The following is a 20619-nucleotide window of genomic DNA, read 5'->3' as shown; positions in this document are numbered from 1 at the left end:
CTTGCACGAAACCGCCTCAATGCTTGGCAGACCGGAAGGCCTCCGCATCCTCATCCTGTCGCGTATTCTCGTCCATTTGCTGGTGCTTGCGAAAGGCAGCCCGGCCAATCAGGTGCGCGCCCACTGGTGCTGTAAGAAGCATGAATACAAAGACGAACAGCGCTTCGATGATACCGAGCCAGGTCTCGGCCTTGATCATCACCGCGACGCAGATGAGGCCCAATCCCAGGGTCCCGGCCTTGGTGGCGGCATGCATTCGAGAGAAGACGTCCTTCAGTCGAATGATGCCGATCCCGGCAACAAGGCAGAAGAAGGCTCCCAACAGAAGAAAGGCGCTGGCGATCCACTCACTCATGGAGGTCAGCCCCCCTGTCACGTTCGATGAACCGTGCAAATGCCACCGTCGCGAGGAAGGATATCAACGCAAGCCCGATTGCAACATAGATGTAGGCCCCAATTCCGCTCACGAGCTTGAAGAGAACGAGAAAAACCACGAGCAGGACCGAGACCATGTCGAGTGCGATGACCCGGTCGGCCAAAGTGGGCCCCACGAAAAGCCGGTAAGCCGCGGCGAGTATGGCCACGATCACGCAGGCCATCGCGATCTGCAGGGCGATGCCGTAGAAGCCAGAAGCGACGGTTTCAATGATCATCGTTGCGTCACCTTCAGAACCCGCTCCTCGATCCCCCGACGCACATCGGCACGGAGCTCCTCACTTGATCCGCCTGCAAGGAGGGAATGGACAAGCAACGTCTTGCGATCCTCGCTCACGTCTACACTCAACGTCCCGGGGGTGAGTGAGATGAAGTTCGCCACCAGCGTGATTCCCCAGTCCGATTGCACCCGCAGCGGAACTGTCGCGAGGCGTGGGTTGGATATGTCCCCGGGAGTGAGCACAGTCACGGCAACCTGCACGCTGGAAACAATCAGATCCCAAAGGAAGAACAGAAGCAGCACCAGGAAATGGAAGCAACGCACCAGAAACCCGATCATTCTTTGACCTCCGGCTCGACACTTTCCATTTCTCCGCCTGAAGCCTCGGCACCGCCCAAAACGGCTTCGACATACGCCGATGGGTCCGTCAGTTCCTGGCCGACCTCAAGTGCGATGGTGACGAAGGTTCCAGCATAAACCCCTATGAAGATGATGAGGATCGAAATCGACAGAAGCGGGAGGATTGATGTTGCGCCCAGGCGCTCCTGAATGGCCCTGTCCCCAGCGGGATGGGGTGACCAGAAAACCGCCGCCCATACCCGCCCCATGGCATAGAGAAGCAGGAATCCGGTGCCGAGAATGGCAAGCGTCAGAAAATAACCGTTCACTTCGAGAGCCGCCTGCACCAGCAGAAGCTTGGCCCAAAAGCCGGCGAGCGGAGGAACGCCAGCAAGCGACAGGGCGGGAATGAGGAAGAGAAGAGAGAAACCGATCCGGGCCTTCCAGATCCCACCCGAACGCGCGAAGAGTTCCGACCCGGTCAAACGCGCCGCGGCACCGGCCCCGAGAAAGAGTCCCGCCTTCGCCAGAACATCCTGGAACAAATAGAAGGCAGCTCCGGCAAGCGCGAGTGGCGTGCCAATCGCGAGCCCAAGCATCATGAACCCCACTGACGCAATGATCGAGAACCCGAGCAGACGGAAAACGTTGTTCTGGCTCAGCGTGCCCATGGCACCGAAAAACATCGTCGAAAGTGCCGCGAGAAAGAAGAGCGGCACGAAGATCGTGCCTTCGACATCGTAAACCAGGGTGAAGATACGCAGGATCGAATAGACACCCACCTTGGTCAACAATGCGGCAAATAGTGCCGATGTCGTGGCGGAGGGGGTATGGTAGGAAGCAGGCAGCCAGAAGTTCACCGGGAAGAGCGCGGCCTTCGAGCCGAAAGCGAAAAACAGGAATGCCCCGGATGCCAGCACCACCGCCTCTCCCGAGCGCCCTTCAAGCAGACCGTGGAGGTCAGCCATGTTGAGGCTTCCGGTGGTCCCGTAGAGCAGACCGACGCCGGCGATGATGGCAACCGTGGCGATCAGGTTGAGCCCAACGTATTTCACCGCCCCGTCGAATTGCGCCTTGCCGCCGCCAATCACCAGTAGCCCGAAGGTCGCGATCAACATCACCTCGAACCAGACGTAGAGGTTGAAGATGTCGCCGGTCAGAAATGCACCGCAGATGCCTGTGAGCACGGAATGCGTCAAGGGATGGAAACCGAAATGCTCCTCCTCGCGCGATACATCCGTCGTCGAGAAGATAACGATGGCAACGCCAACGACACCGGTCAGTAGAAGCATGACGGCGGAAAGCGTGTCCGCCACCAGCGTGATCCCGTAGGGGGCGATCCAACCACCGGACTGGGCACTGATCGGGCCAACCTGCTGGACATCCGAAAAGATCTGTATGCTCGAAATTAGCAGCGCAACCGCGCCTGTGATCGATATGCCCCGCTGCATCTCTGTCGAGCGCCAGGCCAGAAGGGTGAAAACCGCGGTCAACAGCGGAATGACGATGGGCCAGAAAAGCAGCACTATTCGCCCGCCTCCGTGCCCGGTTCTGAGGTGTTCATATGGTCCATCTTGGCGGTTCCGAGCACGTAGTAGGAGCGGTAGGCCAGTGCCAACGCAAAAACGAGCAGCCCGAATCCGATAACGATTGCCGTAAGGATCAGCGCCTGCGGCAAAGCGTTGGCGGCTCCCTCGATGCTCTTCGCATCGCCCGGGATGAGCGGCGGCACACCGAAAGTCAGCCGGCCGGAGGCAAAAATGATAATGTTTGCCGCATTCGAGATCATCGTGAGCCCGAAGATGTAGGGCAGTGTCCGGCCACTCATCATCAGGTAGGCCCCGGCCGCCACAAGCGTGCCCGCGAGGACCGCAAGCATGATTTCCATGCGCTAGTCCTCCTTGCTGTCCATTTCGTTGCCCACCACCTCTTCAAGCGTGAAGAGAATGCCGCAAACCCCACCAAGCACGACGAGGAATACGCCGAAATCGAAAAGCATGATCGAGCCAAGCGGCAAGCCACTCTTCGATCCGTCCGGCAGTTTCTCGATCAAGGGCCACACGCCCTTGAGGAAATATCCGTACTGCATCGCGCCCCAAAGCCCACCTGCAAGAGTGCAACCAAGACCCGTGGCAGCGATCGAGAGCGGACGGAAGCGTAGTGCGCGGCGCGCGGCTTCGAGCCCCTGTGCCTTCTCATAGAGCGCAAACGCAATGGCCGCCAACAACCCGCCGATGAACCCGCCTCCCGGCTCATTGTGACCTCTGTTGAAGACAAACAGTGCGAGAAGCAGAATAAGTGGCAGCAAAAGCCGCGTCACCGTCTGGAGAATGAGAGATTCGATCGCCGTGGCGCCTTTGGGGCCGACGGGATGCGGATCGACCTTGTCGATGTCGACTGGATCCTGGTCGGTGGTGCTCACGATGACCTCCCGTTGCCACTGCGGCCAGCTTTCAGGACGGCGTAGGCGGCGATGGCAGCAATCGCAATCACCGCAGTTTCGCCCATCGTGTCGAGGCCGCGGAAGTCCACCAGAATGACGTTGACGATGTTATGCCCAAGTGCATCGGGAACACTTTTCTCCTCGAAGAATTTTGTCAGCTTCAGATCGATATCGGTTCCAAGCACCATGAGCATGGTGGTCGTGACGCCAACACCCAGAACGACGGAAATCGTCGCATCCAGAGGCCGGAAGGGTATGTTGCCGCTCCGTGGCAGCTTGACCATGGCAATCGCCATGAAGACCACGACGAGGATCTCGACGAACAGCTGCGTCATGGCCACGTCCGGGGCACCATAGACCACGAAGATGACCGCAATACTTGATCCGATCCCTCCCAGGGCGGCAATTGCCGTAAGCCTGGAATTTGTCCGGATCACCACCACGATCGAGCCGATGATGATGGCAAATATTGCCCAGTCGATAAACTCGATGCTGAGGCGCAGTTCGGGCCAGGACATCGCCCCAGAAAAAAGTGCGAGCCAGAGTGCAATCCCGAGCGCCAGATAGGTCCGCCTCAGGTAGCTCGTCATGTGACCATTCTGGATCTTGTATGTGCAGAAATGCGAGAAGCGCCCAAGCCCGTGGATCAACCCGTCATACCAGCTTTCTGTACGGGGCACGTCATCTTCGATATCGGAGAGGAAGCGCGCGATCCTGTCGAGCAGCACATAGAGCAGGAAGCCCAGTATAAAGGTTGCAATGCTGAGATAGAGTGGCGGTTTGACTCCGTGCCACAGCGCCAGATGTGCATGTAGAGGTTCCTGCGAGACGGCTTCGACCATCGGCCCGACGAGGCCATATTCGGCAGGTCCGGGGAGCACTCCGAAGAGCAGCCCGAGAGCTGCCAGAACGCAGGGTCCGGTATAAAGCCCCCACCCCGGATCGGCCGGGGTTTCCTTCGGCGCCTTCAGATGTGAGAAGAAGAATGGCCGGATCGCGATCATCATTGCGCATGCCACCATAAGAGCGTTGGCCAAAAGCGCCGCGCCCGATACCGCGTAGGTCAGAAATTCCGTGTGGAGGGTCGCCTCGTAGATCATCTCCTTGCCGATGAACCCGAAGAAAGGGATCATTCCGGCCATCGAGAGTGCGGCAAGCGCAACAACCGATACCGTGAGTGGCATAGAGCGTGCCAGCCCCCCAAGCTCGGGGTAGTTGCGCGACCCCGAACCCTTCTCGATCATCCCAACGGAAAGGAAGAGCCCGGCCTTGTAGAAGGCATGGATCAGCAGAAACGTCATCGCCGCCGCTATGGATTCCGGCGTCGAAAGCCCAAGCAGCATGGTGATCATGCTCAAGCCCATCACCGTGGTGAAGGCGAGCATGAGCTTCAGGTCGGTCTGGCGCATGGCCCAGACCGAGGTAAGGATCATCGTGAACGCCCCGACCGGCACCAATGTCCAGGTCCAGAGATCTGTGCCGCCCAGCGCCGGTGTGAAACGCGCCATAAGGAAGACGCCAGCCTTCACCATTGTCGCGGAGTGGAGGTAGGCCGAGACCGGCGTGGGCGCAGCCATCGCACCCGGAAGCCAGAAATGAAACGGCCATTGCGCGGATTTGGTGAAACAACCGAGCATGACAAGTGCGAAGACAAGCGGGTAGAGTTCGCTCGCGCGGAACATGTCGCCCATCTGGTTCATCTCGGAGAGCCGCAGCGTTCCGGCCATTCCGCCCATGATCAGCAACCCGGCCAGGAGCGCCAACCCACCTGCTCCGGTTATGACCAGCGCCTGGATGGCCGCCCAGCGCGAGTTCTGTTTCTCATGATCGAACCCGATCAGCAGGAAAGAGGTGACGGTCGTCCCCTCCCAGAAGATGAAGAGGGTGATTGCGTCATCGGCACAGGTAAGCCCCAGCATCGAGATCGCGAAGGCAAGCAGCGTGACGAGAAGCGAGGCCAGTCGCCGGTCCGAGCGGAAATATGTGGCGGCGTAGAGAAAGACGAGCGCGCCGATACCCGAGATCAGCAGGGCGAAAGCCAGTGCAAGACCATCAAGCCGAAAGGCGAGCGAAATCCCCAGTTGCGGCACCCATTCGGCAACGTATTCCGGGATTTCTCCGGTGGAAACGACGGGCAGGAATTGTGCGAACCAGAGTGTGGCGACCGCTCCGATGAGAGCTGGAATGAAGCGCCAAAGCCCCGCTTCCTTCGGCACCGAACTCCTTCTCTCGGGGGACATGCTCGTTGAGGCGTGTGCCACGCTTTTGTCTTCTCCCCTCCGCCCGACGGGCCAGCGCGAAACGCGCGCACCTCCCGGGCCCCCTGGACATTGTATCGCGCGTGTTGCGCGGGCTCCTATTCCGAGTGAGTATTAAGGCGTTGTTTCCCCATTGCAAGCGTCCCTTGCCCAACTGGCCGGGACCGCCAACACCCTTGCACCCGATCCGCGCCGCAGCCATTTAGGAACTATGGACCTGTCGTCACTCAACCCTGAATACCTGCAGCGCGCCCTACACGTAGAGGCACCGCAGTCGTCGGATTACGATTTGAACCCCGAGGCACGCCCAAAGGGCCGTCTGATCTTGCGCCCGGCTTCGGTACTGGTTCCACTGCGCGACCGCGGCTCCGGGCCAAGCGTCCTCCTGACCCGCCGTGCGGCCAGGCTCAAGCATCACCCCGGCCAGATCTCCTTCCCCGGCGGCAAGCAGGATGAGGGCGACGCCAGCCCTCTTGCCGCGGCCCTGCGGGAAGCGGATGAGGAGATCGGCCTGCCGCCCGATCGTGTGACCATACTGGGACAGTTCGACAGCCATGAAACGGTGACCAACTTTCTGGTGACACCATTCGTCGGGCTGATCGATCCGGACTTCGAGCCCCGCATCGATCGCACCGAGGTCGACGAGGTATTCGAGGTGCCGCTCTCCTTCCTGATCGATCCGGCCAATCTGCAGATACACCAGTTCACCCGGCTCGGGCACCAGCGCAGCTACTTCGCCATACCATTCGGCCCGCACTACATCTGGGGCGCCACCGCGCGCATGCTTAAGGCGCTAGCCGATCGTCTGTGCGAAGTGTGATGCGGATTTCGGCGGACTGGCTTCGCGCCTCCCCCACCCGCGCGGTGATGGATTGCCTGATCGCCGGGGGAGAGGCCGCCTGGTTCGTCGGGGGGTGCGTGCGCAATACGATCCTCGCTGCGCCGGTAGCCGATATCGACATCGCAACCGTGTTGCCCCCTAAAGAGGTGATGGCGCGCGCGAATGCCGCAGGGCTGAAATCGGTGCCAACGGGCATCGACCATGGCACCGTAACGCTCGTTGCGGATGGCCGCCCCTTTGAAGTCACCACCCTGCGACGCGACGTGGAAACCTTTGGGCGGCATGCGACCGTAGCCTTCAGCGACGACATTTCCGAAGACGCCGCCCGTCGCGATTTCACCATGAACGCACTCTATGCCGATGCAAAAGGCGAGGTTGCGGATCCCATGGGCGGGCTGCCCGATCTGCAGGCCCGGCGCGTTCGCTTCGTCGGTGAACCGACCGCACGCATAACCGAAGATTACCTGCGCATCCTGCGACTCTTCCGCTTTCACGCCTGGTATGGCGATCCTGAGGCCGGGATCGATGGCCCTGCCCTTTCCGCCTGCGCCCGACTTCAAGACGGGCTTGACGGCTTGTCGCGCGAACGCGTGGGGGCGGAAATGACCAAGCTCCTCAGCGCCCCAGACCCGGCACCTTCCGCGAGCGAGATGGCGGCAATCGGCATCCTCGCGCGCATCCTGCCCGGCGCGGAGGCGCACGCACTGCCCGATCTGGTCGCGACGGAAAAGCAGGCGCGTGTGCCCCCGCGATGGCAACGCCGGTTGGCGGCACTGGGCGCGGCAGGTACCTGGGCCGATGCGCTGCGGCTTTCCAAAGCAAACCGAAAGGCAATCGAATTGATCGAAGCGGCACGCGTCAGCGGTGCAGGACCTGCGGAAAACGCCTATCGCCATGGGAGTGACGCAGCCCGTGATGCAGCACTGATCGCCTCCGCAACCACGGGCAAGCCGCTGCCAGAGCACCTCGAGGCGGAAATCGACCGGGGCGCGCGCGCGGTTTTTCCAGTGAAGGCGCGCGATCTCGATCTCAAGGGACCAGAACTGGGCCGCGCGTTGCGGGAGCTGGAAAAACGCTGGATCGCAAGCGATTTCCAGGCCGAAACGCAGGATCTGCTTTCAAGCCTGCCTTAGCGCCCGAAACTAGGGGTGGAAGCCCCGATTGAGGCACTGGCGGAACGTCGCTAACACTCCAATGGGGCAGGACACGAAAGACATTCGGCTCCGGTAAATTTTTTGCAGGTCACCGCGCGCACGGTGGCGAAACCTCATTTGAAGCCCGGACGGAGCGACTGGAATGGATACGCGCCGGCGCTTAGCTTCAGTGGTTTTCTTGTTTTACTTTTGCTGGCGTTGGCAGCTTGGGAAGAGGGCAATTTCGCGCCTAGTGATGGCCCAGTGCTCCTCTCGGATACGTGGCAGGACTTTGCAAGTATTCCAAGGAACCCCGCCGCCGTCTGGTCCGCCCAAGGCGCGCCGGGCATGGACTGGGACAGTTTCAACGCGTTCGGTTATGCCGCCGATCTTGTCGTCCCGATCCTTGACCTTGGCCAGACGGAAGCCTGGGCGCCATCGAAGGATCGCGGGCCTTGGGGCAAGGCGCTCTGGTGGGGGCGCTGGGTGCTTTCATCGCTTGGCTGGGTTGTGACGGCGCTCGGTGCGGCGGCAATCACCGGGATCATTCAGCCCAAGCGGGAGTGAGGACATCAAGGCCGGAGGATCGCACCCGCCCGTGGGGGCGGGTGTGATCCGGGGCGCCAGCCCCGGCGGATCAAAGCGATGCCTTCCCTCCTGGTGCGCGCTGCGCTATTGGCGCGTCTCAAACGGAGGCTGCGCCCATGTCATTCAACACTTTCGGTCATCTCTTCCGCGTCACCACCTGGGGCGAAAGCCACGGCCCCGCGCTTGGCGCCACGGTCGATGGCTGCCCGCCCGGCGTGCCGCTGACGGAAGCGGATATCCAGCCCTGGATGGATGCGCGCAAGCCCGGCCAGAACAAATACACCACCCAACGGCGCGAGGCGGACCAGGTGGAGATCCTGTCGGGCACCTTTGAGGGTCAGACCACGGGCACGCCAATTCAGCTGATGATCCGCAACACCGACCAGCGCTCCAAGGATTACGGCGACATCGCGCAGAAGTTCCGCCCCGGCCATGCCGATATAACCTACTTCCAGAAATACGGCATCCGGGATTACCGCGGCGGCGGACGCTCCTCGGCACGGGAGACGGCTGCGCGCGTGGCAGCCGGTGCCGTGGCCCGGGCGGCGCTGGCGCAGATCCTGCCCGATTTGCAGATTCGCGGCGCAATGGTGGCCATGGGGGTGGACCGCGTGGCTGGGAACGCCCGCGACTGGGAGGAAACGCAGCGCAACCCGTTCTGGTGTCCGGATGCATCCGCCGCGGCGCGCTGGGCGGAGCAGCTCGACACCTTGCGCAAATCGGGCAATTCGGTGGGCGCGTTGATCGAGATCAGCGCCATTGGCGCCCCTCCGGGCCTCGGCGCGCCTGTCTATGCCAAGCTCGACACGGAACTGGCGGCGGCCTGCATGTCGATCAACGCGGTCAAGGGCGTTGAGATCGGCGATGGGATGGATACCTCGCTGCTCACCGGGGTGCAGAATGCCGACGAGATCCGCATGGGGGAGTGCGGGCCGGAGTATTCCTCGAACCACGCGGGCGGAATTCTGGGCGGTATCTCCACGGGTCAGGAAATCGTCGTGCGTTTCGCGGTGAAGCCTACCTCCTCGATCCTGACCCCGCGCAAGACCATCACCCTGTCGGGCGAGGAAACCGAGATCGTCACCAAGGGGCGGCACGATCCCTGCGTCGGCATCCGCGCGGTTCCCGTGGGTGAAGCGATGGTCGCCTGTGTTCTTCTCGACCATGTCCTGCTACACCGGGGGCAAGTGGGGGAGAATCGTGGCCGGATCGGTCAGGTCCCTGTTGGCTAGATCGCCGGAAACTGCTGAAATGTGATGGGCTGGCTGTGGCCTCTTAACTGCATTTCAATCCCTATAATGGCGTGCAGTGGACAGATTTGACCGCCGGTTGTATGATGCACCGCAGTGCTGAGAGTGTGGGCTTGGGAATATGTTGACATCTTCCGCAAAATTTTCAGTGGGTCAGGTGGTTCGCCATCGGTATCACCCGTTTCGCGGTGTCATTTTCGATGTGGACCCGACCTTCAGCAACACCGACGAGTGGTGGGAATCGATCCCGGAGGAAAACCGTCCGAGCAAGGATCAGCCTTTCTATCACCTGCTGGCCGAAAACGAGACCTCGTATTACGTGGCCTATGTCTCGGAACAGAACCTGGTAAGCGACGAAAGCGGCGAACCTGTGGATCACCCCGAAGTGTCGGAAATGTTTGGCGCTTTGCGCGAGGGCGGTCGCTACGACGTCGATGGTCATCTGCACTGATCGCTAACTCTGATGGTCGGCACCGCTTGCCATTCGTGATCTTCGCGGCCATGCTGTAGACCATGGTGCACACGGCCGAGATCACTCCATTTCCCGATCCCGACGACCGCGTTCGATTTCATCGCACGGAACTGAATGTCATTCTTGGGCTTTACGGCCAGATGGTTGCGGCCGGGCTCTGGCGCGACTACGGAATTTCGATGCTGCGCGATGTGGCGGTCTTCTCGGTGTTCCGACACACGGCGGAACACGCGGTCTACCGCATCGAGAAACGCCCGAAACTCGCTGCAAAACAACAACAATATGCCGTCATTGCCATGGACGGGCGCATCCTGAAACGCGGACCGGACCTCAAGACCGTGCTGCGGGTTCTGGAAAAGAAGCTCATCCGTTCGGTCTGACGGAGACACCTGCCCGAAGGGCGGCAGGAACGGAAAATCCAGTGCCAGAACCGATATGGAAACGGTATGGAATCCGTATGGTTTCCATACATACCCGATTTCATCATTGCTTAAGGTCTGCGCGCGGCACGCAAGGGGTATCCGAAGCCTGCCGGCTGCTTGACGATGGCCGGTTTTCCACATTTGGAGGAACCGACAAACATCTGATGAACAGGTGAAATATGGCGTCATTGTCATGGACGGACGCATCCTGAAACGCGGGCCGGAACTCAAGACCGTGCTGCGGGTTCTGGAGAAGAAACTCATCCGTTCGGTCTGACCGGCACGCCTGTCCGAAGGGCCGCGGGAACGGGAAATCCAGTGCCAGAACCGATATGGAAACGGTATGGAATCCGTATGGTTTCCATACATACCCGATTTCATCATTGATTCAGGTTTGCGCGTGGCACCCAAGATCAGATGTTGCGAGATCCGCACTTGAACAGGCCGCCCCAAAAAAATGTCGCTTCGTCTATGGGCAGGTCCCAGCAGCAATTGCTGAACGCTCGTGACGCGAAATGCACTGCTCTCGCGGGTCTGCTTTTCCGGCATCCGCGCGAGCTGAAATACGCAGGGCGGACATCCCTACCGCTTGCCGAGCCGTGCCATCGGAGTTGGAAGACAATGGCACGGGACAAGCCGAAGGCGCCATGCCGGCGACGGCCCGGCACCGAAGGAATTGGCCTCGCCAGGCAAATGGCGGAGCGTAGCCGTTTCAACTTTTGCGGAAGGAGGTGGCAACCCTGGCGCCCCGAAACTTCACCCCGCCGCCAGCGCGTCCATCTTCCGGGCGAGCTTGAGATCAAGTTCGGTCAGCCCCCCCGCGTCATGGGTCGAAAGCGTGACCTCCACGGTCTTGTAGACGTTGAACCACTCGGGGTGGTGGTTCCATTTCTCGGCCCAGAGGGCGGTGCGGGTCATGAAGCCGAAGGCTTCGACGAAGTTGCGGAACTGATAGGTCTTCTGCAGGGCATCGCGACCCTCCACCATTTCCCATCTGGTATCGTGAAGCGGTGGCAGGGCCTCGGCGCGCTCGGTGTCACTCAGTTTCGCGGGCATTGTCATCCTCGATGTTCTTGCGGAACGGACCATAGCTGGTCAGCACCTCGATTTCCTCGTCGACCGCCGCCGCCTCGGCGCGCAGGAACTGCGCCACGGCATTGGAGAAGCTCTCGTTCGGGAACCAGTGCAGCGAATGGGTCTCCACCGGCAGATAGCCGCGCGCCAGCTTGTGTTCGCCCTGCGCCCCGGCCTCGACTCGCGCGAGCCCCCGCGTGATGGCGGCGTCGATCGCCTGATAATAGCACAGTTCGAAATGCAGGCAGGGGTGATCCTCGACACAGCCCCAATACCGGCCGAGCAGGGCGTCGCGGCCGAAGAAGTTGAGCGCGCCGGCGACCCAGCGTCCCTCGCGCCGCGCCATCACCAGCAGCACATCGTCGCGCATGCTCTCCTGAACGCAGTCGAAGAACTCCCGCGTGAGATAGGGCGTGCCCCATTTGCGCGCGCCGGTATCCTGATAGAAATGCCAGAACGCATCCCAATGCTCGGGCTCGAGATCGTCGCCGGTGAGCGACACGATCTCGCCGCCGAAGGACTGCGCCTTTGCGCGCTCCTTGCGGATCGCCTTCCGCTTGCGCGAGGAGAGTGCGGCGAGGAAATCGTCGAAGCTGTCGTAGCCCGCGTTTTGCCAGTGATACTGCCGCGTGGTGCGGGTGAGCAGCCCGACCTTCTCGCCCCACTCGCGCTCCTCCTCGCTGCAGAAGGTGACATGCAGACCGGACCAGTCGTTCTGGACCGTAAGCTCGATGCAGCCCTGCAGGAGCGCTGCCCGCGCGGTCATCTCGTTGCCCGGATGCGCCAGAAAGCGCCGCCCCGTGACCGGCGTGAAGGGCACCGCCGATTGCAGTTTCGGGTAATAGCTGCCGACGGCCTTCTCGTAGGTGTAGGCCCAGTTGTGGTCGAAGATATACTCGCCCTGGCTGTGACCCTTTGCGTAGAGCGGCATAACCCCGATGGTCCGTTCGCCGGGCAGCCGCGCAACGAGGTGGCGCGGCATCCATCCCGTGCCAGGCCCGACACTCCCCGAGCGTTCGAGCGCCAGAAGAAAGCGATGGGTGGTGAACGGATCCTCCGGCCGCCCCTCGCCGGGGGCGGCACAGGCGTCCCATTCCTCGGGCGCGATGCTCTCAAGCGAGCCGAGCACACTGACTTCGATCTGATCGCAATCGTCCAAATGCAATCTCCCACCTGGGGCGCGTGCAACTCTTCCCGGATCGCACGGCCGCCGGAACCGTCAGAATTTCATGATTGGCTTGAGCCAATTCTGGCCGAGGTCGCTTCTTCGCGTCAACGACTGTTTCGCGGGGTCCGTTTTCGCCAGCCAGGGCCCGCCGGGCGCGGGCTCACGGGAGCATGGACCCGATCGGGCATATAGGACTCGAAGGTGATGTTGTCAGCGTGCCGGCGCGCCATCAGTTCCTCTTTCGGGGAACGGACAGTCCAGGTGAGCACCGGGCAACCCGACGCGCGGGCCGCGATCACCGCCGGGCTGTCGAGGTCGCGGCGGTCATGGGAGAGAAAACTCGCGCCCGTTTCGCGCAGGCCCGTCAGGTGCGCAAGCTCCGTGCGGCGCGCTGCCGGTACATTCGGCCAATCGGATGACTGGAAGGCGCAGGTGGTAAGCCCCCAGGCCACGCCCTCGGGCGCATGGGCGGCGAAGGCCGCGACCGAATGGGAATTGAAGCTCATCACGGCCACGGGGCCGTCATAGCCATCGAGCAGTTCGGCAATGCGGCGTTCGAGCGGGCCGACGCCCCCGCCGAGCGCGCCGTCCTGGTCCTTGATCTCGATGAGGAGCGCCGCGCGGCCCGCGACGAGATCGAAGATCTCCGCAAGGGTCGGGATCGTGTCCGTGCCGCCGGAGAGCGCGATGCCCCCCAGTTCGGCAGCGGCACGGTCCCGCAGGGGACCGCTTTCGCCCGTCAGCCGGTCGAGATGATCGTCATGGAAGACCATCGCCTCGCCGCAGGCGGCAAGCTGCACGTCGATCTCGATGCCATAACCCGCCTCGACGGCGGCCGAGACCGCCGACGCGCTGTTCTCGACGACACCCGAGGATGCGTCGTGCAGCCCGCGGTGGGCGAGCGGCGCGCCGAGAAAGGCGCGGGGCAGATCAGGCGATCTGGAAGACACCTTCGACCTCGACCGCGACCCCGAGAGGCAGCGCATTCGAGCCCACGGCCGCGCGCGCGTGGCGGCCAGCATCGCCGAAGACCTCGACCATGAGGTCGGAGGCGCCGTTGATGACCTGGGGCTGTTCGGTGAACTCGGGGGTGCAGTTGACGAAACCGTTGAGCTTGACCACGCGGGTCACCCGGTCGAGATCGCCGCCGCAGGCCGCGCGAAGCTGGGCGATCAGGCCGAGCGCGCAGGTCCGTGCCGCAGCGGCGCCCGCGGCGGTGTCCGTGTCCGCGCCGAGCTTGCCGGTGATGAGCCCGTTCGCGTCCCGGCTGATCTGGCCCGAGATGAACACCAGGTCTCCGGAGATCACGAAGGGCATGTAGTTTGCCGCCGGAGCGGGTGCGTCAGGCAGTTCGATCCCGAGCGCCGCGAGACGCTCCTCGATTTTGTTCGACATGTCGCCGATTCCCCTCAGTTCGATTCCGCGCCGACAATAAGCCCGCCACGGGCGGAGGCAATGACCGGATTAACCTTATGTCGATTGCAATTCGGCGGAGAGACGCGGATAAACCAAGGGATGAAACATCTTGAGTGTGTTCAAACCCCTTGGGCCGCGCGTCGCCCCGCCCGGCGCGCCCGTCCTGCACCGCTCTGTGCCGTGCTGCTGATCTGCGGGCTTTCGGCCTGCGCCACCTCGCCGGACCCCGACAGTCTCGATTTCGATCCGTTCGAGGAAGAGAACCGGGCGCGGCACGATGCCAATCTCACGGTGGACCGGGGCCTCTATCGTCCGGTCTCCATGGCCTATGGCGAGACGCTTCCCGTGCCGGTGCGCCGCAGCGTGACCAACCTCAAGCGGAACTGGGAAAACCCGGGCTACATGGTGCAATACACCCTGCAGGGGCGCCCGGTGCTGCTGGGGAAGAGCCTCACGCGGTTCGGGGTCAACACGGTTCTGGGTCTGGGCGGGCTTTTCGACGTCGCGGGCGCCATGGGGGTCGAGTATCGCGACACGAATTTCGACGAAACCTTCTATCGCTGGGGCGTGCCCGAGGGCGGCTACGTGGTCCTGCCCTTCGGCGGGCCGGGCACCCAGCGGGACTGGACCGGCTGGGGGCTCGACATCCTGCTCGACCCGGTGGCCTGGGTGGCGCCGGCCTCCGCGACCTGGGCGCTTCTGGGCATTGCGACCGCCGATCTCGCAAATGACCGTTACGAGCTCGATCCGACGATTGACGAATTGTTCTACAACTCCGAGGACAGCTATACCGCCGTGCGCATCAGCTACCTGCAGAATCTGCGGGCCGAGCGCCGGGGCGGCACGGGGGTGGAGGTTCTGGAGGATGTCTATGACGTCTACGACATTTACGGCGACGAGTGAGGTGACGCGGCGCGGGGTGCTCCTGGGGGGAGCGACGCTGGCGCTGGTCCTTCCCGGGATGGCGGCCGCGCTGACGGTTTCGCAGGCGCAGGCGCTGGTGGTGCAGATCTCGGCTGATCTCACGGCGCTGGTGAATTCCGGGCGCAGCGGGACGCAGATCTATCGCGGGTTCGAGAACATCCTCGCGCGCTACGGCGACATGCGGGCGGTGGGCGCCAGCGTTCTGGGGCCACCCTGGCGGTCGGCCAGCAATGCCCAGCGCTCGGGCTTCATCGAGGCGTTCCAGGGGTATCTGGCGCGCAAATACGGCCGTCAGTTCGAGGAGTTCCGCAATGCGCGGATCGAGGTGACGGGCGGGCGCGATGCCGGCCGGGCCGGGGTTCTGGTCAACACGCAGGTGGTGCGGCCCGGACGGGAGACCATTCGCGTGGACTGGCAGATCAGCGATCGCAGCGGGTCGCCTCGGGCGGTCAACCTCGTCATCGAAGGCGTATCGCTCCTGGCGAACGAACGTGCGGAAGTCGGCGCCATTCTCGACGCGCAGGGTGGCGACATCAACGGGCTGATCGCGCAGTTGCAACGGCGCTAGGAGAGCCTTGCGCCCCCGGTGACCGGCTTTCCGCTCCGAAAGGGGGGGGGTGAGATGCCTGTGGCTTCCTGCCCGCGACGAGGAGTGGCGCGGCGGACGGGCCGTCGCAGGCACGGCGCCCTCGGCGTTTCTCGTGCCATTGTTTCATCGCGCGATCGGCACGAAGGCAAATTGCGCCAAGATCACTATCACCTATCGGTCGCCGCGAAATGCGGCGACATCCGGGGTTGGCGCTGAATTTCACCCTATTTGGAAATATACTTGGGGAATTATTTCACGCGCGCACTCAAGCCAAACCAAACGCACGGCCTTTGCTCTTCCCTTTCCGCCGAACCAGGGCGGGGGCCTGCCAGCCGCGGACCCGGGTAAGATGGCGCAACAACGCTGGAAAAAGACCCTCGCGGCGCGCGGCGTCAGTGCCTGATGACCACCCGCGATTGCGCTTGCCAGTTCGCGAGAATCCAGGCGAGGTCCGCGCGGCGAAAGGCGACGCAACCGGCCGTGGGGCGGCGCGGGCCGCGCCAGACGTGGAGAAAGATCGCGCTGCCCCGGCCCGGAACGACGGGGGCGCGGTTCCAGTCGAGCACGGCGACCAGATCATACATGGGATCCGCGCGCCGCATGGCCTCGTGGGAATGGGCATGGGGCCGAAGGACAAGCCGGTTGTATGCCGGATCGGCAGGATCATCCGACCAGCCATGGCGGATGCCGATGGGCCGTGTGGGCAGCGGAAAGCGATAGCTGAGGCGGTCGGATCGGACCCAGATCTCCTCAATCCGGTGGATGCCCACGGGCGTGATGCCGTCGCCCTCGCCCCGCTTGTCGCCGATCCCGCCGCGCCCGACAGCGCAGGGGAAAGAGCGCCCCATATATCGCGCGCCCCAGCGCCCGATCACCAGATCCCGGCAGCTCACAGCAGGTGGCCGCTCTTCTTCGCCTTGGTTTCGAGATAGTGGTGGTTGTGCTGGCCACGCCCGACCTGAAGCGGCACCCGTTCGGAGACATCCAGCCCGCAGGACTGCATCATCCGGAGCTTGGCGGGGTTGTTCGTCATCAGCCGCACCTGCTTGAAGCCCATCCGCCGCAGCATGTTGGCCCCGATGCGGAAGTCGCGCTCGTCATCCTCGAATCCCAACCGGTGATTGGCCTCGACGGTATCGAACCCCTGATCCTGCAGGGAATACGCGCGCATCTTGTTCGCAAGCCCGATGCCCCTGCCCTCCTGGTTGAGGTAGAGCAGCACGCCCGCGCCTTCTGTTCCGATCTGGTCGAGCGCGGTGCGGAGCTGATGGCCGCAGTCGCACTTCAGGCTACCCACGAGATCCCCGGTAAAACAGGCCGAATGCAGGCGGCAGAGCACGGGTGCAGCGCGATCCGGTGCACCGATCTCGACAGCGTAATGTTCCTCGGCGCCATCGCGGGGGCGGAAGACGCGCACGCGGCCCGCCTCGGAGACCTCGAGCGGCACGCGGGCCGAGGCGATCTCCACCATGTCCGCATCGGGCTTTTCGAGCGGCAGCGCCCCGGTTTCGACGCGAATGAGCCCGGCATCGGACACGAGCCCTTGCGCGACCTCGGCGCTTACCGGGGTCACCAGTGCCGCGGGCAGAAGATGCGCCTGCTTGCAGAGCGTGATCGCGGCGCGATGCAGCACCACGGGCCCGCCACGGCGCGTCATGTAGGGGCCCTTGAACGGGTAGAGCAGATCAACGGAAGGATCGGAGGACGCGCGCACCCAGGACAGATCCGCATCCTGCGGCAGGGCCACCCGCGCCAGATCGCCGTCATAGACCCGCGCCTTGAGCGTGCCCGCGCGGCGGGCGGTCAGCACCAGATCGGTGACCCCCGCAGCGCGCAGGTCGGACAACCTCTCGGGTGTCGCGGCCTCGGCTGCCAGGACGAGCGCCACCTCCTCGCCATCCGAGAGGAGGATGGCGGCCCCCATGCGCAGATCCGCGCGCGCCCGCGCAAGCCGTTCCGGTGACGTCAGTTGCAAGCTCATGATCTATCCGTCCGCAGACCTGTTTCGGCCCATCCTTTAGCCGCGATCTTGCGGCAATGAAACAAAAGCCTCCCACCGGACACAGTGCCGTGAGGGCTGAGACACAAATATTGTTTCAAACGAACATTGCCAGCAACTCATCTGCAAAAGGAGACCGGACATGAGTGTTTTGAAGAAGATCCTTCTCATCGACGACGATGGCGACCTGCGTGAGGCCCTGGCCGATCAGCTCGTCCTGACCGAGGAATTCGACGTGTTCGAAGCTTCGGACGGTGCCGAGGGTCTGGCCCGTGCAAAGGACCAGCACCACGACCTGATCCTGCTCGATGTGGGCCTGCCGGACATGGATGGCCGCGAGCTTTGCCGGCTGATGCGCAAGCAGGGCGTGAAGAGCCCGGTGCTCATGCTGACCGGCCATACCACCGACAGCGACCAGATCCTCGGGCTCGATGCGGGAGCGAACGACTATATCTCCAAGCCCTTCAAGCTGCCGGTCCTGCTCGCACGCATCCGCGCCCAGCTGCGCCAGCACGAGCAGTCCGAGGACGCGGTTTTCGCGGTCGGACCCTATTCCTTCAAGCCCGCCGCCAAGGTTCTGGTGGACGAGGACGACCGGAAGATCCGGCTGACCGAGAAGGAAACCAACATTCTCAAGTTCCTCTACCGCTCGGGTGCGGACGTGGTGGCGCGCGAGGTGCTGCTTCACGAGGTCTGGGGCTACAATGCGGGCGTGACCACACACACGCTCGAGACGCACATCTACCGCCTCCGTCAGAAGATCGAGCCCGATCCCTCGAACGCACGCATCCTCGTCACCGAACCCGGCGGCTACCGTCTGGTTCCGGCCTGATCATGAGCGAGTGCAAGGTGTCGGGGGGAGGCCCCGACATCTCTTTCGCGCGTCTGCCGCAGATCGATCCGGCGGAGATCATCGCGCATATGTCGGATCCGCGGGTGACTGCGCATCTGCCGCTCGCGACTGAGCCGTGGGACGCCGCCTATTGCGCCAATTTCATCGCGGTGAAGGAGGAGGCCTGGGCGCGCGACGGACTTGGTCACGGCGCGTTTCTGGTCGATCGCGTCTACGCCGGCTGGGGCGGGTTCCAGAAGGTGGACGAGGATTGGGATTTCGGCCTCGTACTGAGGCGGGAGTTCTTCGGGCTCGGGCCGCGCATCATCCGGGCGGCGCTCGATTTCGCCCGCTCCGATCCGCGGATCGACCACGCCACGTTTCTGCTGGCCCCGTCGCGGCCCCATCTGCGCGGGCTGGAACGCCTCGGGGCCGTGCCCGTTGGACCGGTGAAATACGCGAACCAGAAATTCGTGAAGTATCGTCTGGAGTTCGGCGGGGCGGGATCGCCCTTTGAGAATGCCTGACCCGGACGCGAGGGTCCGGGTCATGGGGATGCTGCTGCGGTTTCGAAGCAGTGGAGCCGCCGCGCGAGGGAACGCGGCGCGCCCTGATCGTCTGGCCGAGGGCCGGCCTCAGGCGTCGGTTCAGGACGCCGTGACGGCCATGTCGAGACCGAACTTGTAGGCGGTCTTGTAGGCCTTGCTCGTCTTCATGCTTTCCGGCAGGGCGTGCATGAAGTTGCAGGTGCTTCCGCTGTCGCGATAGGCGTCGAGCAGGCCACCCTTGGTTTCCTCGCTGATCGCCTTCCAGTCGAAGCCGAGACCGGAGACCCAGGAAACGAACTGCGGCTCGCACCGTCTGAGCAGGTTGGAGGAGTCGATCAGCGCGCTGAGGTTGAGCATGGTCTTGCCGTTGACGGTCTGGCTCGTGCCCTTGATCTTGGCCGCGATGCTGGGATCGGCAACGGTCTTGTCGATGAGGGTTTCGATAGTGGGGTCCATCGTCATGGTGTCCTCCTGAATGACGCAGGGGGAACTTACGCAAACCATGGTTACTGAAATGTTTATTAGACTAATTGCGCACTTATTGTCATAAAGATGATTGTTACTTTGATTTAGGAAAATGAAAGCTGCGATTTAGAAAAATTTTCGGCAATTGTGGTGGGCCCGGCATTCCGGGCCGGAGCGGGGTCAGTTCCGGGGTTTCATCCGTTCGAGTTCGGGGCTGATGGGGATGTATTCATCAGTATCGCCGGGCGGCAGGCGGAAGGGGCCGTTTTCCCAGTCCGCGCCCTTCCAGGCCTCCTTCGCCGCCTCGATCCGTTCGCGCGAGGAGGAGACGAAGTTCCACCAGATGTAGCGCGGGCCGTTGAGCGTCTCGCCGCCCAGCGCCATGAGGCGGGCGCCCTGCCCGCCCGCGCGCAGGCTGATCCGGTCGCCGGGGCGGAAGACCATCATGCGGCCGGCCGCGTAGCTTTCGCCAGCCACCTCGATCTCTCCCTCGAGCACGTAGACGCCGCGATCCTCGTGGTCGTCGGGCATGGGAAGCTGTGCGCCGGGCGCGAGCGTCACGTCGGCGTAGAAGATCTCGCTCTGCATGGTCACGGGTGAGGCTTCGCCCCAGGCCGTGCCGAGAATGAGCCGCGCGCTGGTGCCGTCATCCTCGATGAACGGCAGGGCCGCCTGCTTGTGGTGCTCAAAATCGGGCGCCATCTCCTCGCGATCCTCGGGCAGTGCCACCCATGTCTGGATGCCGAAGAGGCTGTGGCGGGTCTTGCGGGTCTCGGCGCCGGTGCGCTCCGAATGGGTGACGCCACGGCCCGCGAGCATCCAGTTCACCTCGCCGGGATGGATCATCTGGTGGGTGCCGATGCTGTCGCGGTGCTCGAACTCGCCCTGCAAAAGGTAGGTGACGGTGCCGAGCCCGATATGGGGATGCGGGCGCACGTCGATGCCGCCCTCGGTGACGAATTCCGCCGGGCCCATCTGGTCGAAGAAGATGAAGGGGCCGACCATCTTGCGCTCGATGCTCGGGAGCGCCCGGCGCACCTCGAACCCGCCGATATCGCGGGCACGGGGAATGATCAGGGTCTCGATCGCATCGCTCGCATCCGCGCTCGGGCAATCGGGGGATTGGGTGGGGTTCCAGCTCATGGGGGCCTCCTGCCGGGCAAGCATGGGCAGGAGTGTAGCGCCAATCCGGCAATGGCCCAA

The 20619-nt window shown here is 63.1% G+C and carries 25 protein-coding genes; 10 read left to right on the top strand and 15 right to left on the bottom strand.

The features are described from left to right. Nucleotides 1-16: 16 nt before the first annotated feature. From mnhG to mbhE, 7 genes are read right to left on the bottom strand one after another with little or no spacing between them, the layout of a single operon-like run. On the bottom strand, nt 17-355 hold the full coding sequence (gene mnhG, locus ACP15W_RS07610; protein WP_424932253.1) for a monovalent cation/H(+) antiporter subunit G: 339 nt from the start codon (nt 353-355) through the stop codon (nt 17-19). Continuing rightward, a complete protein-coding gene (locus tag ACP15W_RS07605; RefSeq protein WP_424932252.1) occupies nt 348-653 on the bottom strand; it encodes a monovalent cation/H+ antiporter complex subunit F in 306 nt (101 codons plus the stop codon). The genes mnhG and ACP15W_RS07605 overlap by 8 nt, the downstream gene beginning before the upstream one ends. After that, entirely contained in the window at nt 650-994 is a 345-nt protein-coding gene (locus ACP15W_RS07600) for a Na+/H+ antiporter subunit E (RefSeq protein WP_424932251.1), read from the bottom strand. The genes ACP15W_RS07605 and ACP15W_RS07600 overlap by 4 nt, the downstream gene beginning before the upstream one ends. After that, nucleotides 991-2520: a proton-conducting transporter membrane subunit gene (locus ACP15W_RS07595; RefSeq protein WP_424932250.1), complete on the bottom strand. Its 1530-nt coding sequence runs from the start codon at nt 2518-2520 to the stop codon at nt 991-993. The genes ACP15W_RS07600 and ACP15W_RS07595 overlap by 4 nt, the downstream gene beginning before the upstream one ends. Next, nucleotides 2520-2882: an NADH-quinone oxidoreductase subunit K gene (locus ACP15W_RS07590; protein WP_424932249.1), complete on the bottom strand. Its 363-nt coding sequence runs from the start codon at nt 2880-2882 to the stop codon at nt 2520-2522. The genes ACP15W_RS07595 and ACP15W_RS07590 overlap by 1 nt, the downstream gene beginning before the upstream one ends. Before the next feature lie 3 nt (nt 2883-2885). Beyond that, a complete protein-coding gene (locus ACP15W_RS07585; RefSeq protein ID WP_424932248.1) occupies nt 2886-3416 on the bottom strand; it encodes an MnhB domain-containing protein in 531 nt (176 codons plus the stop codon). Then, nucleotides 3413-5653 (bottom strand): hydrogen gas-evolving membrane-bound hydrogenase subunit E, encoded by a 2241-nt coding sequence (mbhE, locus tag ACP15W_RS07580; protein ID WP_424932247.1) that lies wholly within the window; start codon nt 5651-5653, stop codon nt 3413-3415. The genes ACP15W_RS07585 and mbhE overlap by 4 nt, the downstream gene beginning before the upstream one ends. A 253-nt stretch (nt 5654-5906) precedes the next feature. Between mbhE and ACP15W_RS07575 the strand changes: the two genes are divergently transcribed. The 6 genes from ACP15W_RS07575 (at nt 5907) to ACP15W_RS07550 (ending at nt 10359) form a co-directional block, all read left to right on the top strand. Beyond that, a complete protein-coding gene (locus ACP15W_RS07575) occupies nt 5907-6515 on the top strand; it encodes a CoA pyrophosphatase (protein WP_424932246.1) in 609 nt (202 codons plus the stop codon). Then, a complete protein-coding gene (locus tag ACP15W_RS07570) occupies nt 6515-7669 on the top strand; it encodes a CCA tRNA nucleotidyltransferase (protein ID WP_424932245.1) in 1155 nt (384 codons plus the stop codon). The genes ACP15W_RS07575 and ACP15W_RS07570 overlap by 1 nt, the downstream gene beginning before the upstream one ends. 348 nt (nt 7670-8017) lie before the next feature. Further along, nucleotides 8018-8236, top strand: coding sequence for a hypothetical protein (locus ACP15W_RS07565; RefSeq protein ID WP_424932244.1), 219 nt, complete (start codon nt 8018-8020; stop codon nt 8234-8236). Between the two features lie 137 nt (nt 8237-8373). Next, nucleotides 8374-9489 (top strand): chorismate synthase, encoded by a 1116-nt coding sequence (gene aroC, locus ACP15W_RS07560; RefSeq protein ID WP_424932243.1) that lies wholly within the window; start codon nt 8374-8376, stop codon nt 9487-9489. Nucleotides 9490-9628: 139 nt separating this feature from the next. Beyond that, nucleotides 9629-9958 (top strand): heat shock protein HspQ, encoded by a 330-nt coding sequence (gene hspQ / locus ACP15W_RS07555; protein WP_424932242.1) that lies wholly within the window; start codon nt 9629-9631, stop codon nt 9956-9958. 62 nt (nt 9959-10020) lie between these two features. After that, entirely contained in the window at nt 10021-10359 is a 339-nt protein-coding gene (locus ACP15W_RS07550; RefSeq protein ID WP_424932241.1) for a DUF2794 domain-containing protein, read from the top strand. A 798-nt stretch (nt 10360-11157) separates the two neighbouring features. Here the strand turns inward: ACP15W_RS07550 and ACP15W_RS07545 are convergent. The 4 genes from ACP15W_RS07545 to ACP15W_RS07530 all read right to left on the bottom strand — a co-directional run bounded on the left by ACP15W_RS07545 (nt 11158) and on the right by ACP15W_RS07530 (nt 14038). Further along, nucleotides 11158-11457 carry a 4a-hydroxytetrahydrobiopterin dehydratase gene (locus ACP15W_RS07545; protein WP_424932240.1) on the bottom strand — a complete coding sequence of 100 codons (300 nt, stop codon included), beginning with the start codon at nt 11455-11457 and terminating at the stop codon, nt 11158-11160. Then, nucleotides 11438-12634, bottom strand: a complete 1197-nt coding sequence (locus ACP15W_RS07540) for a GNAT family N-acetyltransferase (RefSeq protein WP_424932239.1) — start codon at nt 12632-12634, stop codon at nt 11438-11440. The genes ACP15W_RS07545 and ACP15W_RS07540 overlap by 20 nt, the downstream gene beginning before the upstream one ends. A gap of 113 nt (nt 12635-12747) precedes the next feature. Beyond that, complete coding sequence (locus tag ACP15W_RS07535) at nt 12748-13593, bottom strand: glycerophosphodiester phosphodiesterase family protein (RefSeq protein ID WP_424932238.1); 846 nt, start codon at nt 13591-13593, stop codon at nt 12748-12750. Continuing rightward, a complete protein-coding gene (locus ACP15W_RS07530) occupies nt 13574-14038 on the bottom strand; it encodes a RidA family protein (RefSeq protein WP_424932237.1) in 465 nt (154 codons plus the stop codon). The genes ACP15W_RS07535 and ACP15W_RS07530 overlap by 20 nt, the downstream gene beginning before the upstream one ends. A gap of 120 nt (nt 14039-14158) precedes the next feature. Here ACP15W_RS07530 and ACP15W_RS07525 point away from each other — a divergent pair, with 120 nt between their 5' ends. After that, a complete protein-coding gene (locus ACP15W_RS07525) occupies nt 14159-14962 on the top strand; it encodes an MlaA family lipoprotein (RefSeq protein ID WP_424932236.1) in 804 nt (267 codons plus the stop codon). Beyond that, nucleotides 14931-15551, top strand: a complete 621-nt coding sequence (locus ACP15W_RS07520; RefSeq protein WP_424932235.1) for an MlaC/ttg2D family ABC transporter substrate-binding protein — start codon at nt 14931-14933, stop codon at nt 15549-15551. Before ACP15W_RS07525 ends, ACP15W_RS07520 begins: the two co-directional genes overlap by 32 nt. A gap of 413 nt (nt 15552-15964) precedes the next feature. On the opposite strand, the gene ACP15W_RS07515 is transcribed toward ACP15W_RS07520, so the two are convergent. After that, complete coding sequence (locus ACP15W_RS07515; protein ID WP_424932234.1) at nt 15965-16420, bottom strand: L,D-transpeptidase family protein; 456 nt, start codon at nt 16418-16420, stop codon at nt 15965-15967. A gap of 41 nt (nt 16421-16461) precedes the next feature. After that, a complete protein-coding gene (gene ribA / locus ACP15W_RS07510; protein ID WP_424932233.1) occupies nt 16462-17553 on the bottom strand; it encodes a GTP cyclohydrolase II in 1092 nt (363 codons plus the stop codon). Nucleotides 17554-17713: 160 nt separating this feature from the next. Between ribA and ACP15W_RS07505 the strand changes: the two genes are divergently transcribed. Continuing rightward, entirely contained in the window at nt 17714-18403 is a 690-nt protein-coding gene (locus ACP15W_RS07505) for a response regulator transcription factor (RefSeq protein ID WP_424932232.1), read from the top strand. Between the two features lie 2 nt (nt 18404-18405). Further along, nucleotides 18406-18930 (top strand): GNAT family N-acetyltransferase, encoded by a 525-nt coding sequence (locus ACP15W_RS07500; RefSeq protein ID WP_424932231.1) that lies wholly within the window; start codon nt 18406-18408, stop codon nt 18928-18930. 120 nt (nt 18931-19050) lie between these two features. On the opposite strand, the gene ACP15W_RS07495 is transcribed toward ACP15W_RS07500, so the two are convergent. Together ACP15W_RS07495 and ACP15W_RS07490 are read right to left on the bottom strand one after the other, a co-directional pair. Beyond that, nucleotides 19051-19413, bottom strand: a complete 363-nt coding sequence (locus tag ACP15W_RS07495; RefSeq protein ID WP_424932230.1) for a hypothetical protein — start codon at nt 19411-19413, stop codon at nt 19051-19053. A gap of 183 nt (nt 19414-19596) precedes the next feature. Next, entirely contained in the window at nt 19597-20559 is a 963-nt protein-coding gene (locus tag ACP15W_RS07490; RefSeq protein ID WP_424932229.1) for a pirin family protein, read from the bottom strand. Nucleotides 20560-20619: the final 60 nt, after the last annotated feature.

This window comes from Amaricoccus macauensis (assembly GCF_049800915.1).
Taxonomy (GTDB): domain Bacteria; phylum Pseudomonadota; class Alphaproteobacteria; order Rhodobacterales; family Rhodobacteraceae; genus Amaricoccus; species Amaricoccus macauensis_A.
This window is presented reverse-complemented; position numbering and strand designations above follow the sequence as displayed.

Bases quoted from the DNA above. Each gene is read 5' to 3' on its own strand.
- mnhG (WP_424932253.1), bottom strand. From the start codon at position 355: ATGAGTGAGTGGATCGCCAGCGCCTTTCTTCTGTTGGGAGCCTTCTTC.
- ACP15W_RS07605 (WP_424932252.1), bottom strand. From the start codon at position 653: ATGATCATTGAAACCGTCGCTTCTGGCTTCTACGGCATCGCCCTGCAG.
- ACP15W_RS07600 (WP_424932251.1), bottom strand. From the start codon at position 994: ATGATCGGGTTTCTGGTGCGTTGCTTCCATTTCCTGGTGCTGCTTCTG.
- ACP15W_RS07590 (WP_424932249.1), bottom strand. From the start codon at position 2,882: ATGGAAATCATGCTTGCGGTCCTCGCGGGCACGCTTGTGGCGGCCGGG.
- ACP15W_RS07575 (WP_424932246.1), top strand. From the start codon at position 5,907: ATGGACCTGTCGTCACTCAACCCTGAATACCTGCAGCGCGCCCTACAC.
- ACP15W_RS07570 (WP_424932245.1), top strand. From the start codon at position 6,515: ATGCGGATTTCGGCGGACTGGCTTCGCGCCTCCCCCACCCGCGCGGTG.
- ACP15W_RS07565 (WP_424932244.1), top strand. From the start codon at position 8,018: ATGGACTGGGACAGTTTCAACGCGTTCGGTTATGCCGCCGATCTTGTC.
- aroC (WP_424932243.1), top strand. From the start codon at position 8,374: ATGTCATTCAACACTTTCGGTCATCTCTTCCGCGTCACCACCTGGGGC.
- hspQ (WP_424932242.1), top strand. From the start codon at position 9,629: ATGTTGACATCTTCCGCAAAATTTTCAGTGGGTCAGGTGGTTCGCCAT.
- ACP15W_RS07550 (WP_424932241.1), top strand. From the start codon at position 10,021: ATGGTGCACACGGCCGAGATCACTCCATTTCCCGATCCCGACGACCGC.
- ACP15W_RS07545 (WP_424932240.1), bottom strand. From the start codon at position 11,457: ATGCCCGCGAAACTGAGTGACACCGAGCGCGCCGAGGCCCTGCCACCG.
- ACP15W_RS07530 (WP_424932237.1), bottom strand. From the start codon at position 14,038: ATGTCGAACAAAATCGAGGAGCGTCTCGCGGCGCTCGGGATCGAACTG.
- ACP15W_RS07525 (WP_424932236.1), top strand. From the start codon at position 14,159: ATGAAACATCTTGAGTGTGTTCAAACCCCTTGGGCCGCGCGTCGCCCC.
- ACP15W_RS07520 (WP_424932235.1), top strand. From the start codon at position 14,931: ATGACGTCTACGACATTTACGGCGACGAGTGAGGTGACGCGGCGCGGG.
- ACP15W_RS07515 (WP_424932234.1), bottom strand. From the start codon at position 16,420: ATGGGGCGCTCTTTCCCCTGCGCTGTCGGGCGCGGCGGGATCGGCGAC.
- ribA (WP_424932233.1), bottom strand. From the start codon at position 17,553: ATGAGCTTGCAACTGACGTCACCGGAACGGCTTGCGCGGGCGCGCGCG.
- ACP15W_RS07505 (WP_424932232.1), top strand. From the start codon at position 17,714: ATGAGTGTTTTGAAGAAGATCCTTCTCATCGACGACGATGGCGACCTG.
- ACP15W_RS07500 (WP_424932231.1), top strand. From the start codon at position 18,406: ATGAGCGAGTGCAAGGTGTCGGGGGGAGGCCCCGACATCTCTTTCGCG.
- ACP15W_RS07495 (WP_424932230.1), bottom strand. From the start codon at position 19,413: ATGACGATGGACCCCACTATCGAAACCCTCATCGACAAGACCGTTGCC.
- ACP15W_RS07490 (WP_424932229.1), bottom strand. From the start codon at position 20,559: ATGAGCTGGAACCCCACCCAATCCCCCGATTGCCCGAGCGCGGATGCG.